This is a genomic window from Pseudomonas sp. GW821-FHT02C04, from assembly GCF_059421845.1.
In genome coordinates, this window is sequence record NZ_JBWKVT010000005.1 from 339795 (window position 1) to 353032 (window position 13238).

Genomic DNA, 13238 nt, shown 5'->3' on the forward strand with positions numbered 1-13238 from the left:
TGCGCATTTGGATCAATAACTTGTCAGTTACGGTCATTGAGTGACAGCGATGCGACTCTTAGTCTGTCGAACATGACTGACGGGGGACGCAGAGCTCCCGCATTTTCCGTGATCGCTCGCTGTGGAGTTACCGATGACCGCCACTTACCCGCACCTGCTGGCCCCGCTGGACCTGGGATTCACCACGTTGCGCAACCGCACCCTGATGGGTTCGATGCACACCGGTCTTGAAGAGAAGCCAGGTGGCTTCGAGCGGATGGCGGCGTACTTCGCCGAACGCGCCCGTGGCGGCGTTGGCCTGATGGTGACCGGCGGTATCGGTCCGAACGACGAGGGCGGCGTGTATTCCGGCGCGGCCAAGCTGACCACCGAAGAAGAAGCGCTCAAGCACCGCATCGTGACGCGTGCCGTGCACGAAGCGGGCGGCAAGATTTGCATGCAGATCCTCCACGCCGGCCGTTATGCCTACAGCCCGAAACAGGTCGCACCGAGTGCAATCCAGGCACCGATCAACCCGTTCAAGCCCAAAGAACTGGACGAGGAAGGCATCGAGAAACAGATCAGCGATTTCGTCACCTGCTCGGTACTGGCCCAGACCGCCGAATACGACGGCGTGGAAATCATGGGTTCCGAAGGCTACTTCATCAACCAGTTCCTCGCGGCCCACACCAACCACCGTACCGACCGCTGGGGCGGCAGCTACGAAAACCGCATGCGCCTGCCGGTGGAAATCGTTCGCCGGGTGCGTGAAGCGGTGGGTCCAAACTTCATCATCATCTTCCGCCTGTCGATGCTCGACCTGGTGGAAGGCGGCAGCACCTGGGAAGAAATCGTCACCCTGGCCAAAGCCATCGAGCAGGCCGGCGCGACCATCATCAACACCGGCATCGGCTGGCACGAAGCGCGGATCCCGACCATCGCCACCAAAGTGCCGCGTGCGGCGTTCAGCAAGGTCACGGCCAAGCTGCGTGGCTCGGTTAATATTCCGCTGATCACCACCAACCGCATCAACACCCCGGAAGTCGCCGAGCAGATCCTCGCCGAAGGCGATGCTGACATGGTGTCGATGGCGCGGCCGTTCCTCGCCGACCCGGATTTCGTCAACAAGGCCGCTGAAGGCCGCGCCGACGAAATCAACACCTGCATCGGCTGCAACCAGGCCTGCCTCGATCATACCTTCGGCGGCAAGCTCACCAGTTGCCTGGTCAACCCGCGTGCCTGCCACGAGACCGAGCTCAACTACCTGCCGGTCAAGCAGATCAAGAAGATCGCCGTGGTCGGTGCCGGCCCTGCCGGTCTGTCCGCCGCCACTGTTGCCGCTGAGCGCGGACATCAGGTGACGCTGTTCGATTCGGCCAGCGAAATCGGTGGCCAGTTCAACGTCGCCAAACGTGTGCCGGGCAAGGAAGAGTTCTACGAAACCCTGCGCTACTTCAAACGCAAATTGCAGACCACCAACGTCGAGGTGTGCTTGAACACCCGTGTCGACGTGGCGAAACTGGTAGAAGGCGGTTACGACGAAGTCATCCTGGCGACCGGTATTGCACCGCGTCTGCCGGCGATTCCGGGTGTCGAGAATGCCAAAGTGCTGAGCTATCTGGATGTGCTGCTCGAGCGCAAACCGGTCGGCAAGCGGGTGGCGGTGATCGGCGCGGGCGGTATCGGTTTCGACGTCTCGGAATTCCTCGTCCATGAAGGTGTGGCCACCAGTCAGGATCGCGCTGCATTCTGGAAAGAGTGGGGCATCGACACAAACCTTGAAGCCCGTGGTGGCGTGGCCGGGATCAAGGCTGCGCCGCATGCGCCGGCCCGTGACGTGTTCCTGCTGCAACGCAAGAAGTCCAAGGTCGGCGACGGTCTGGGCAAGACCACCGGCTGGATTCACCGCACCGGTCTGAAGAACAAGCAGGTGCAGATGCTCAACAGCGTCGAGTACCTGAAGATCGACGACGAAGGCCTGCACATCCGCATCGGCGAAACCGGCGAACCGCAAGTGCTGCCGGTGGACAACATCGTCATCTGCGCCGGCCAGGATCCGCTGCGTGAGCTGCAAGAAGGGCTGGTGGCAGCCGGGCAGAACGTGCACCTGATCGGCGGCGCCGATGTGGCGGCCGAGCTGGATGCCAAACGCGCGATCAATCAGGGTTCGCGTCTGGCCGCCGAGCTCTGATCCACCCTAGAATGCCGGCTCTTTGCACAGAGCCGGCCTTCATGTTTCTGCCTCCCACCGACTGGCTGGCCCCAGCCCCCCTCGACCCCCTTCATCTGGACTGGCTCACTGCCGCCGGCATTGAAGTCGCGATTCTGCGTCTCGACCGGATCGATCCGCTGATCAGCGGCAACAAGTGGTTCAAACTCGTCGAACATCTCAAAGCCGCCGACCGTGCGGGTGCCGAAGGCATCATCAGCCTGGGCGGTGCGCACTCCAATCATCTGCATGCACTGGCTGCTGCGGGCAAACGCCTGGGATTCACAACGGTCGGCCTGCTGCGCGGGCATCCGCAGGACACGCCGACGGTCAGGGATCTGCAGGACTTCGGCATGCAACTGCACTGGCTCGGTTTTGGTGGCTACCGGGCGCGGCATGAGCCGGGGTTCTGGCAGCCGTGGCTGGCGCAATATCCGACGCTGCATCCGGTGCCCGAAGGTGGCGGGGGATTACCGGGCGCACAGGGTTGCGCATCACTCAAGGATCAGGTCAGTTCGCAACTGGGCAAGTTCGGCTGGGACGACCATGACGGTTGGTGGCTGGCGTGCGGCACTGGCACCACGCTCGCGGGATTGGTGTTGGCGGAGGCCGGTGAACATCTGGTGTATGGCGCGATGGCCGTGCCCGACGATCACGGCGTCGCGGCCAACGTCGAAGCGATTGTCGGTGACATCGCAGGCTACGAGCTGATCGACGCCAGCCGTGGCGGTTTCGCCAAAGTCGATGCGACGTTGCTTGAGTTCATCGCACAGGCTGAACAGGCCAGCGGCATTCCCCTCGAACCGCTGTACACCGGCAAGGCCTTGCTGGCGCTCAAACAGCAGATCGAGGCGGGCCGCTTTGCCCGTGGAACGCGACTGATCTTCGTCCACACCGGCGGCTTGCAGGGCCGGCGTGGATTCGACGGCTAAACCTGGTTGCGCTTGGGCATCATCCGCAGCAGTGTGTTGTCGCCCACCACGTAATGGTGATACAGCCCTGCCAGCGCGTGCAGGCCGATCAGCCAGTAGCCGATGTTGCCGATCAACACGTGCCAGTGTTCAACCTGCTTGGCGAAGGCTTTGTCCTCTTGCACCAGCAACGGCAGGTCGAAACCGTAGAACATCACTTGATGACCTTCGGCGCTGGTGATCAGCCAGCCGAGGATCGGCATGCTGATCATGAACAGGTACAGCGCCCAGTGCATCAGTCGGGCCAGTGCGGTCTGCCATTGCGGTGAAGCCGGGAAGATCTTCGGTGCCGGGCCGATGCTGCGGGCCAGCAGGCGAAACCACACCAGCACGAACACGGTCAGGCCGAGCATGTAATGCGCTTCACGGATCAGCGAGCGGCCACCACTGCCCTTGGGAAAGATGCCTCGCAATTCCATGCTGGCATACACCAGCACCAACAACACCAGCATCAACCAGTGCAACAGGACTGACACGGTGCTGTAGCGTGATTCGGAACTTGTCCACGGCATACGGTATTTCCTCACGGATCAGGGTCGAAACGTGCCGTTCTTGAGCGACGGCATGCTTTAACTGTAATCCGCTTTGGCCGATTTGCGCGTGTCTAAAAACTCTTTCATTGCGCGAAATCAGGGGTTTGCCCATAAAAAAACGCCAGTGTCGCGCAGACACTGGCGTTTCTGTTTGCCGCAGGCTGCGTTATCAGCTGCTTTGCGGCATTTCACCGTTGGCCAGACGCTTGTTGATGTCGGCGATCACTTCCGGCAGATCGGTGATGGTGTCGATCATGTAGTGCGGACGCGAACCTTCGAACAGCGCGTGAATGCGCTTGCGTTCGCTGGCCAGCGCGTCGCTGCCCAGTGCGCGGTAACCTTCGTAATCCAGGCCCAAAGCGTTGCCGGAGCAGATCAGCGCCACGGTCCACATCCCGGCGCGACGACCTTCAAGAATCCCCGGCACGGTGTCGTCGATTTTCACGCAGGCGGCGACATCGTCGATGCCCAGCGCAATCACGTTGGCCAGGGCCTGGGCCGGCCATGGGCGGCCGTTCGGCACTTCGTCGGTGGCCACGACGTGGTCGGCGATGTAGCCGTTGATGGCGGCCAGCTCCACGACCTTGTCCATCACTTGCTTCGGATAACCGGAGCAGGAACCGATCTTGATCCCTTGCTGACGCAGGTTGGCGATGGTCTCCAGTGCGCCGGGAATCAGCGCCGAGTGCTCGGCGATTTTCTCGATCTGCAGCGGCATGAAACGATTGTAGATCGCGGTGACGTCGTCATCGGTCGGGGTGCGGCCGAACGCCTTGCGATAGCGCTCGGCAACCTGCGGCTGGTCGCACAGGGTGCGGATGTGATCCCACTTGCCCATGCCCATCGGGCCCCGGGCTTCTTCAATGGAAACCTGGACATCGAATTCGGCGAAGGCTTCGACAAAGATCTGGGTCGGGGCGAAAGAACCGAAGTCGACGACGGTACCGGCCCAGTCGAGGATGGCGGCTTGCAGCTTGCTTGGGTTGTTGTAGTTCATGCTGGTCAGAATCCTGTGTTGGCAATGCAATTCAAATGAGGGAGCGGGCCGGGTGAATCAGATGTCGAGCACTTCCATCTCGCGTAGCACTTCGCCCACCGCCGCGACGGCTTCGCGCATCTGCGCCGGGGTGACGTGGCCGATACAGCCAACGCGGAAGGTTTCGACCTGGGTCAGCTTGCCGGGGTAGAGGATGTAACCCTTGGCCTTGACCCGTTCATAGAAGTCCTTGAACTGGTAGCGCGGATCTTTCGGTGCGTGGAAGGTTGCGATGATCGGTGCCTGGATGGCGGCGGGCAGGAAGCTGCGCAGGCCGAGTTTGCCCATCTCTTCCATCAGTGCCTGGCAGTTGGCGGCGTAACGCGCGTGCCGTGCCGGCAAGCCACCTTCCTCGTTGTATTGCAGCAGGGCTTCGTGCAGCGCCGCGACCACGTGGGTCGGCGGGGTGAAGCGCCATTGGCCGGTCTTCTGCATGTAGCTGTGCTGGTCGAACAGGTCCATCGCCAGTGAATGGGAGTTGCCGGCGGCTGCGGCCAGGGATTCCTTGCGGGCAAACACGAAGCCCATGCCCGGCACGCCTTCCAGGCATTTGCCGGAGGCGGCGATCAGGGCATCGAACGGGACTTTTTGCGCATCCACCGGGAGCGCGCCGAAAGAGCTCATGGCATCGATGATCAGGCGTTTGCCGTGTTGCTCGACGACCTGGGCGATTTCCGGCAGTGGATTGAGGATGCCGGTGCTGGTTTCGCAGTGGATCAGCGCGACGTGGGTAATGCCGCTGTCGGCGCGCAGCAGGCGGTCGACGTCGGCGGCGGTGGTGGGTTCATCTTCAGCGGTTTCAAAGGTGCTGAACGAGCGGCCCAGCACTTCGCAGATTTTCGCCAGACGCTTGCCGTAGGCGCCGTTGATCAGCACCAGCACCTTGCCGTCGCGGGGGACGAGGGTGCCGATGGCGGCTTCGACAGCGAAGGTGCCGCTGCCCTGCAAAGGTACGCAGTGGTGGCTGTCGGCGCCGTTGAGGATGGCCAGCAGTTGCTCGCACAGGCTGGCGGTCAATTGATTGAAGCGGTCATCCCATGAACCCCAGTCGACCATCATCGCCTGGCGGGTGCGGGCCGAGGTGGTCAACGGGCCGGGAGTGAGCAGGATGGGGGCGGCAGTACTCATTCGTGTGTCCTCGCGATAGCGCTGTGGGATGAAGCTACGGGGCATACGTTGCAATTCGGCGGATCATCAATCAAATTGTTTGTTGTTATGCCAGCCATCAGTGAGGGTTATTCATGAACCTGTTCCAGCTCCGCGCCTTCGACGCCGTGGCCCGGGAAGGCAGCTTCACCCGTGCCGCCGCACGCCTGTTCATCAGCCAGCCAGCGGTCACCGGGCACATCAAGGCGCTGGAGGAGCATTACCAGATCACGCTGTTGCGACGGACGGCGCGCAGAGTCGAGCTGACGGAGGAGGGCACCAAACTGGCGGCGATCACCCGGGCGATGTTCGGCATGGCCGAAGAGGCCCAGGCGCTGCTCGAAGCCAATCGGCAGTTGCTGACCGGACGTCTTGAGGTGGCGGCGGACGGCCCGCACATGGTCATGCCGATGCTTGCGAGCTTGCGGGCGAGGTATCCGGGGATCACGGTGAATTTGCGGTTGGGCAATGCCCAAGAGACTCTGGCGGCGTTGTTGTCCGAGCATGCCGACGTGGCGGTGCTGACCGAAGTCGAGCCGCGCAAGGGCCTGCACCTGCAAGCGCTGAGCGAATCGCGGATCTGCGCACTGGTGCCGGCCGCGCATCCGTGGGCGACTCGCAGCGGCGAAGTCAGGCTCAAGGAGCTGGACCAGGTGATCATGGTCTTGCGAGAGCCGAGTTCGATTACCCGGCGCACCTTCGATCAGGCCTGTGCACAGGCGTCGGTCAGTCCACGGGTGTTGCTGGAACTGGACAGCCGTGAGGCGGTGACGGAAGCGGTGGCGGCTGAGTTGGGGGTTGGGGTGGTGTCATCGGTGGAGGTCAGCCATGACCCCCGTGTCGTCGCGATTCCCATTGCCGGAGACGGGCTGGTGAACCGGCACATGATCGGCTGTGTGGAGCGGCGGCGGGAGTTGCGCTTGATTCAGGCGTTTTTCGGATTGGCCCCCACCTGATCGCTCCCCCAATGATCGTTCCCGCGCTCTGCGTGGGAATGCAGCCCGGGACGCTCCGCGTCCCACGCGGAGCGTGGGAACGATCTAGGCGAGGCTTTCGCGCACCATCTCGAGAAACGTCGCCACCACCCGACGCGAACTCTGCTCCCGCAGGCACACCAATGTCTCGGTCAAACGGCGGGTGCAATCAGTGATCGGCAGCGCGCAGACCCGTGAGTCCGCACCAAACTCCGCCGCCGACACCACCCCCACGCCAATTCCCACGACCACCGCTTCCCGCGCGGCTTCCCGGCCTTCGACTTGAATCGCCGGGCGGATGCGGAAACCGGCGCGGGCCATTTCTTCTTCCAGGGTCTGGCGGGTCACCGAGCCGTGTTCGCGCAGCACCAGCGGCGTGTCGTCGAGATCTTCCAGGCAGATCGACTCGCGCTCGGCCCACGGATGATGGCGCGAGACGAACGCCACCATCGGATCGTTGCGCAGCGGCACGCACAACAGGCGTTCATCGCTGACATCGCGCCCGAGCAACGCCAGATCGGCTTGATAGTTGAACAGGCGAAACAGCGATTCATCGGTGTTGCCGGTTTCGATCTTCACGCTGATCCCCGGATAGCGCTCACAAAACCGGGCAATCTGCGGCAGCACGTGCACGGGCGCATCCACCGCGAGAATCAGGCTGCCGGTCTGCAAGGCCTGGGATTCCTGCAGCAACTCCTGGGCTTCAGCCTCGACCACGAACAGGCGCTGAGTGATCGCCAGCAAGCGTTCGCCCAGATCCGTCAAACGCACCGAGCGCTTGTTGCGATGGAACAGCAACACGCCGAAGCGTTCTTCGAGTTTGCGCACCTGATCGGAAATCGCCGGTTGCGTCAGATAAAGCCGCTCGGCGGCTCTGGTGAAGCTTCCGTGTACGGCCACGGCGTGAAAGGCTTTGAGCTGTGCGTGGGAAACAGACATCGCTGGCTCCTTATTTACAGGCGGAGTTTAGTAACAAGCTGAGCTTATGTGTGAAATACGATAAATCGATTTTATTTATTAAACAGTAATTGCTTTGATCCGCTCACGCCAACGCTGACTGCCCGGTCGGGCAGCGACGCTGGCCATGAGCCTGTGCGTGCAACACCAGGACTCATCTGACCGATATCACCATAGGGACGGGGTGATATCGCAGTGCTCAACAATAAAAAACACAGGCGTTTACTCATCGATTCTGCCGGCACACTCACACCCTGAGGTCAGAACCACAATGAACAAGCACATCGGCACCATTGCGCGTTGGCGCATGCAGATCTTCGCTGTCACCTGGCTCGCTTACGCCGCGTTCTATTTCACCCGCAAAGCCTTTTCGGTGGCCAAACTGGGCATCGCCGAAGACCCCACCTTCATGCTCGACAAAATGGCCATGGCCAACCTCGACGCGATTTATCTGGCGGCCTACGCCATCGGCCAGTTCACCTGGGGCATGCTCGCCGACCGCTTCGGCCCAAGGGTCGTGGTCCTCGGCGGCTTGTTGATTTCCGCCGCTGCGGCATTGGTGATGGGCAGTTTCGCGACCCTGCCGATCTTCGCCACCTGCATGCTGATTCAGGGGCTGGCGCAGTCCACCGGATGGTCGGGGTTGTGCAAGAACCTCGGCAGTTTCTTCCCCTCCGAACAGCGCGGGCGAGTGCTCGGGTTATGGAGTTCCTGCTACGCCTTCGGCGGATTGGTGGCATCACCGTTCGCGGGTTGGTGGGCGTACACGCTGGTCGGCACCTGGCACGCGGCGTTCATTTCCAGTGCGGCGGTGGTCGCGGCGGTGGCGGTGTTGTTCTTCATCTTTCAGCGCAACAAACCGGAGGATGTCGGCCTGCCGGCGGTGGAACCGGAGCCGGTCATCAGTGCCGAGGAAGCCGAAGCCAACAGCAAACTCAGCGTCTGGGAACCGCTCAAGGAAATCCTCCGTAACCGCACGGTGCTGGTGCTGGGGCTGGCGTACTTTCTGCTGAAACCCGCGCGCTACGCGATTCTGTTGTGGGGCCCGGTGATCGTCTTCGAGCAGATGCCCACCGTGGGCAAGGTCGGTGCGGCGATCATTCCGACCTCGTTTGAACTGGCAGGTCTTTTAGGCCCGATCATGATCGGCATGGCGTCGGACAAACTGTTCGGCGCCCGACGCATGCCGGCCTGCGTACTGAGTCTGCTGGCGCTGACCGTAACCTTGGCGCTGTTCATGGGCGCCTTGCACACCGGCAGCGTGATGCTGGTGGTGGCGCTGCTGTTCGTGATGGGCCTGACCCTGTACGGCCCGGACTCGATGATCAGCGGTGCGGCCGCCATCGACTTCGGCAAGGCCAAGGCCGGCGCCACGGCGGCCGGATTCGTCAACGGCTGCGGCTCGGTCGGTGCGGTGCTCGGTGGTTTGCTGCCGGGCTACTTCGACTCGGTGACGGTGTTCATCGTGTTCGCCGGTTGTGCGCTGTTCTCGGCGCTGGTGCTGATTCCACACTGGAACAGTCGCCCTGTCGGCGTCATGGAACCTCGTGCCTCTGTGCCCAATCGCGCCCTGACCATCAAACCCCTGCGTAACTGAAAACCTTTGCCACGCGGCCTGCTGCGGCATTCGCGGCAGGCTGTGCCGTGGCCGACTGACTGGAGAATTTTCATGAGACCGTTTTGGCTGGAGCAGGCTTTGCAACTCGAATCGTCCGAACCGTGCCCGCCGCTGCAAGGCGAAGTGCGCACCGACGTGTGCATCGTCGGTGGCGGTTACACCGGGTTGTGGACAGCGATCATGCTCAAGCAACAGAACCCCGAACTCGATGTGCTGCTGATCGAGGCCGACATCTGCGGTGCCGGTGCCAGTGGGCGCAATGGCGGGTGTGCGTTGTCGTGGTCGGCGAAGTATTTCACCCTTGAGCGGCTGTTCGGCGTCGAGGAAGCGGTGCGGCTGGTCAAGGAATCCGAACGCAGCATTCACGCCATCGGCGAGTTCTGCGAGCAGTACGGCGTCGATGCCGATTACCGGTTGGACGGCACGCTTTACACCGCCACCAATCGTGCGCAATGCGGTTCGACCGATGCGGTGATTGCGGCGCTTGAGCGCAACGGCATCAACTCGTTCACCCAGCGTCCCGTCGCCGATGTTCAGCGTATGGCTGGTTCCGACAAGCATCTGGAAGGCTGGTTTTCGCCGGCCGCCGCCAGTGTGCAGCCGGGCAAACTGGTGCGTGGGTTGCGTCGGGTCGCGTTGCAACTGGGGGTGAACATCCACGAAAACACCGCGATGACCGGGCTGGAGGAGGGCTGTCCGGCTCGTATCCAGACGGCCAGCGGCAGCGTGGTCGCTGACCGCGTGGTGCTGGCGATGAATGCCTGGATGGCGCGGGCTTTTCCGCAGTTCGAACGCAGCGTGGCGATTGTCTCCAGTGACATGCTGATCACCGAGCCGCGCCCGGAGCTGTTGCAGGAAATCGGCTTGACCAGCGGCGTGACCGTGCTGGATTCGCGGATTTTCGTGCACTACTACCACAACACCCCGGACGGCCGGATCATGCTCGGCAAGGGCGGCAATACCTTCGCTTACGGCGGGCGGATGCTGCCGGTGTTCGACCAGCCTTCGCCTTACGCCGGGTTGCTCAAGCGCAGCCTCGACGATTTTTTCCCGGCCTTCGCCGATGTAAAGGTCGATGCAACGTGGAATGGCCCGTCGGATCGCTCGGTCACCGGCCTGCCGTTTTTCGGCCAGATGAGTGCCAGCGGCAATGCGTTCTACGGGTTCGGATACTCCGGCAGCGGCGTCGGGCCGTGCCACATGGGCGGGCAGATTCTCGCCTCGCTGGTGCAAGGCCTCGACAACCCTTGGACACGCTCGCCGCTGGTCAACGGGCCACTGGGTTACTTTCCGCCGGAACCGATCCGCTATCTCGGTTCACTGATGGTGCGCAACGCCATTCGCCGCAAGGAGCGCGCCGAAGATCACGGTCGGCGACCTCGGCACCTCGATGTACGCCTGGCGAAATTCGCCGCCGCTGCCGGCAAGGCTGACAAGGGTTGAATATCAGGGCGAAGGCGGGGTGCGGTTGAGCAGCCAGTCGAGCAGCAGGCCGTTGTCGGGCAGTTCCGGTTTTTTGCGCGCTGGGCGGGGTTGGCTGACGTCCAGGCACAGGATCGGTCGATCCGGATCGCTGTCGAGAAAACTCACCCACACTTCGCTGCCGGCACGCGGCAGCGCTTCCCTGGCGATCCGGCCGCCTGCACAGATCATGGCAATCGCCAGCCATAACCCCTCACCATCGGCGTTTTGTACCAACCCGGGCCATAACCGGACGGCGATTCGGCCCACGTCGTCCAGCTGCGGCGGTTGCCCGGGCGAGCCCAGCACTTGCGCCGGGTGATAGCCCGGAATGCTCGGGCGTGGTTGCCGCAGCGGCGGGCGATACTCCGTCGACCAGGGCTGTGCGGTGAAGTCGTTGTGATAACGGCGGGGCGTGGACATCGGGTCGAGAATCGACGGCTGTTGCCCCTGATGGCGCAATTCGGTGATCAACCACTGTTCGTTGAACGCACTCACCGGATGATCCGTGACCTGCAACAGATGGCCACTGAGCAATTGCGTGCAATCGCTGCGACCCTGAATGCAACGGTATTGGCAGCGCTGGCGTTCCAGTTGTCGACGGCTGCGTTGATCGGCGTGGCGTTGCCCGGAGGGCGGGAATCCTCGCAGGGGGTTGACGCCTGTCACCGCGTGATTGGCCGCTTCATCGTCGTTGCTCGGTTGCCCACGCTCACGGACGGTGGGTGACACCTGCGCCGTGACGGCGTCGTGACGCAGGAACAGCGTGCTGAGGGCGGGGGATCGAGCATCGTTCTCTGGATTGAAGGGCACAGGTATCGGGGGCTGCGGCAGGTTCAGGCTGTCGTCGGCGAACACCATGACATGGCCATCCGGCCGGTGTTCGAAGTGATAGTGAATGCCTTCTTCCTCGCACAGTCGATGCAACAGCGCCAGGTCGGACTCGTCGTACTGGATGCAAAACGGACGCGGCGGATAGTGTCCCACCGTCAGGTCGAGCCGGTAACCGTGTGCGGGCAGGCGATGTTCGGTGAGCAGTCGTTCGAGAATGTCCGGCACGCTCAAACGGGTGAACACCCGGCGCCTGGGCTGCTGCTCCAACCTCTGCAGGTGCGGCACCAGCACCACTTGGTAACCGATCCGATGGGCACCGCGATGTTCGCAACTGGCACTGTGAAGGGTGCCGTGAAGGCCATGACCTTCACTCAACTGCAGGAAGGCCGACCGATGCAACAGGGTGGCGGGGGCGAGGGCCGGGGCCAGGCCAACGACTTCTATCTCGAAACGATAGGGCCGGTTCAGGCCTTCGTGGCCGCTGAAGCACAGTACCGGCAGGCACAGGCCACCCTCGATGAGGGTCAGCGTGAAGGGACTTTCCTTGTCATTGAGCATTCGGACGGGCTCTGTCGGGTCATACGGGCCACAGAGGGTACGAAACCGCAGTGTGAAATGGTCATGACAAACCGGTTTTTCAGAATCGCCCTACAAGGTCTGTAGAAGATGTCGACGCGCGACGGAATTTTTGGTCGATTGCCGACTTTAGGCCGTATAAACTTGCCGCCACGCGTCGGCCAATAGATGTCACGGCGCCACAGATCAAGAGAGTGAGTAATGGGCGCACAGTGGAAGGTTAAACACAAAGAAGCGGCAGCCAACGCCAAGGGCAAGATCTTCGGCAAACTGGTGAAAGAAATCACCATCGCTGCCCGCAACGGTGCCGATACCGCCACCAACGCACACCTGCGTCTGGTGGTCGAACAGGCCAAGAAAGCCTCGATGCCCAAGGAAACCCTGGATCGCGCCATCAAGAAAGGCGCGGGCCTGCTGGGTGAGACCGTTCAGTACCATCGCGTGACTTACGAAGGTTTCGCTCCGCACCAGGTTCCGTTGATCGTCGAGTGCGTCACCGACAACATCAACCGCACCGTGGCGGAAATCCGCGTGGCGTTCCGCAAGGGCCAACTGGGCGCTTCCGGCTCGGTAGCGTGGGACTTCAACCACGTCGGCATGATCGAAGCCTCGCCGGACACCCCGGACGCCGATCCGGAAATGGCCGCGATCGAAGCCGGTGCCCAGGACTTCGAGCCGGGCGAAGAGGGCGCGACCCTGTTCCTGACCGACCCGACCGACCTGGACTCGGTGCAGAAAGCCCTGCCTGAGCAAGGTTTCACCGTGCTGTCGGCCAAGCTGGGCTACCAGCCGAAGAACCCGGTCAGCGGCCTGAGCGACGAGCAGATGGCTGAAGTCGAAGCGTTCCTCGAAGGCCTCGACAACCACGACGACGTGCAGGACATGTTTGTCGGCCTGGCCGGCTGATCCGCTGCGTCAATGATGCCGCCATCGCGAGTTCGCTC

General features: G+C 62.3%; 11 protein-coding genes. 6 read left to right on the plus strand and 5 right to left on the minus strand.

Annotated elements, in window-relative coordinates; genetic code table 11:
- The first annotated feature begins 133 nt into the window (after window positions 1-133).
- Window positions 134-2170, plus strand: coding sequence for a 2,4-dienoyl-CoA reductase FMN-binding domain-containing protein (locus AC07VV_RS20225; protein WP_495037274.1), 2037 nt, complete (start codon window positions 134-136; stop codon window positions 2168-2170).
- A 41-nt stretch (window positions 2171-2211) separates the two neighbouring features.
- A complete protein-coding gene (locus AC07VV_RS20230) occupies window positions 2212-3120 on the plus strand; it encodes a 1-aminocyclopropane-1-carboxylate deaminase/D-cysteine desulfhydrase (RefSeq protein ID WP_495037275.1) in 909 nt (302 codons plus the stop codon).
- Here the strand turns inward: AC07VV_RS20230 and AC07VV_RS20235 are convergent.
- The 3 genes from AC07VV_RS20235 to AC07VV_RS20245 all read right to left on the minus strand — a co-directional run bounded on the left by AC07VV_RS20235 (window position 3117) and on the right by AC07VV_RS20245 (window position 5856).
- On the minus strand, window positions 3117-3671 hold the full coding sequence (locus tag AC07VV_RS20235; protein ID WP_096822327.1) for a cytochrome b: 555 nt from the start codon (window positions 3669-3671) through the stop codon (window positions 3117-3119). The genes AC07VV_RS20230 and AC07VV_RS20235 overlap by 4 nt on opposite strands.
- A gap of 190 nt (window positions 3672-3861) precedes the next feature.
- Complete coding sequence (gene phnX / locus AC07VV_RS20240) at window positions 3862-4689, minus strand: phosphonoacetaldehyde hydrolase (RefSeq protein ID WP_495037276.1); 828 nt, start codon at window positions 4687-4689, stop codon at window positions 3862-3864.
- 57 nt (window positions 4690-4746) lie between these two features.
- The gene (locus AC07VV_RS20245) at window positions 4747-5856 is read right to left on the minus strand and encodes a 2-aminoethylphosphonate--pyruvate transaminase (RefSeq protein ID WP_495037277.1); all 1110 of its coding nucleotides are present in this window, start codon (window positions 5854-5856) and stop codon (window positions 4747-4749) included.
- A gap of 113 nt (window positions 5857-5969) precedes the next feature.
- On the opposite strand from AC07VV_RS20245, the gene AC07VV_RS20250 reads away from it, so the two are divergent.
- Window positions 5970-6830 (plus strand): LysR substrate-binding domain-containing protein, encoded by an 861-nt coding sequence (locus tag AC07VV_RS20250; RefSeq protein WP_495037278.1) that lies wholly within the window; start codon window positions 5970-5972, stop codon window positions 6828-6830.
- 84 nt (window positions 6831-6914) lie between these two features.
- On the opposite strand, the gene AC07VV_RS20255 is transcribed toward AC07VV_RS20250, so the two are convergent.
- Window positions 6915-7787, minus strand: coding sequence for a LysR family transcriptional regulator (locus tag AC07VV_RS20255; protein ID WP_495037279.1), 873 nt, complete (start codon window positions 7785-7787; stop codon window positions 6915-6917).
- 289 nt (window positions 7788-8076) lie between these two features.
- On the opposite strand from AC07VV_RS20255, the gene AC07VV_RS20260 reads away from it, so the two are divergent.
- The gene (locus tag AC07VV_RS20260; protein WP_495037280.1) at window positions 8077-9402 is read left to right on the plus strand and encodes an MFS transporter; all 1326 of its coding nucleotides are present in this window, start codon (window positions 8077-8079) and stop codon (window positions 9400-9402) included.
- A 66-nt stretch (window positions 9403-9468) separates the two neighbouring features.
- Entirely contained in the window at window positions 9469-10866 is a 1398-nt protein-coding gene (locus AC07VV_RS20265; RefSeq protein ID WP_495037336.1) for an FAD-dependent oxidoreductase, read from the plus strand.
- 3 nt (window positions 10867-10869) lie between these two features.
- On the opposite strand, the gene AC07VV_RS20270 is transcribed toward AC07VV_RS20265, so the two are convergent.
- Entirely contained in the window at window positions 10870-12276 is a 1407-nt protein-coding gene (locus AC07VV_RS20270; RefSeq protein WP_495037281.1) for a type VI secretion system Vgr family protein, read from the minus strand.
- 219 nt (window positions 12277-12495) lie between these two features.
- On the opposite strand from AC07VV_RS20270, the gene AC07VV_RS20275 reads away from it, so the two are divergent.
- Complete coding sequence (locus AC07VV_RS20275) at window positions 12496-13200, plus strand: YebC/PmpR family DNA-binding transcriptional regulator (protein WP_007951538.1); 705 nt, start codon at window positions 12496-12498, stop codon at window positions 13198-13200.
- Window positions 13201-13238: the final 38 nt, after the last annotated feature.

Excerpts from the sequence above, each read along its gene's own strand:
- phnX (WP_495037276.1), bottom strand. The coding sequence starts at position 4,689 with ATGAACTACAACAACCCAAGCAAGCTGCAAGCCGCCATCCTCGACTGG.
- AC07VV_RS20260 (WP_495037280.1), top strand. The coding sequence starts at position 8,077 with ATGAACAAGCACATCGGCACCATTGCGCGTTGGCGCATGCAGATCTTC.
- AC07VV_RS20225 (WP_495037274.1), top strand. The coding sequence starts at position 134 with ATGACCGCCACTTACCCGCACCTGCTGGCCCCGCTGGACCTGGGATTC.
- AC07VV_RS20230 (WP_495037275.1), top strand. The coding sequence starts at position 2,212 with ATGTTTCTGCCTCCCACCGACTGGCTGGCCCCAGCCCCCCTCGACCCC.
- AC07VV_RS20250 (WP_495037278.1), top strand. The coding sequence starts at position 5,970 with ATGAACCTGTTCCAGCTCCGCGCCTTCGACGCCGTGGCCCGGGAAGGC.
- AC07VV_RS20255 (WP_495037279.1), bottom strand. The coding sequence starts at position 7,787 with ATGTCTGTTTCCCACGCACAGCTCAAAGCCTTTCACGCCGTGGCCGTA.
- AC07VV_RS20275 (WP_007951538.1), top strand. The coding sequence starts at position 12,496 with ATGGGCGCACAGTGGAAGGTTAAACACAAAGAAGCGGCAGCCAACGCC.
- AC07VV_RS20270 (WP_495037281.1), bottom strand. The coding sequence starts at position 12,276 with ATGCTCAATGACAAGGAAAGTCCCTTCACGCTGACCCTCATCGAGGGT.
- AC07VV_RS20235 (WP_096822327.1), bottom strand. The coding sequence starts at position 3,671 with ATGCCGTGGACAAGTTCCGAATCACGCTACAGCACCGTGTCAGTCCTG.
- AC07VV_RS20245 (WP_495037277.1), bottom strand. The coding sequence starts at position 5,856 with ATGAGTACTGCCGCCCCCATCCTGCTCACTCCCGGCCCGTTGACCACC.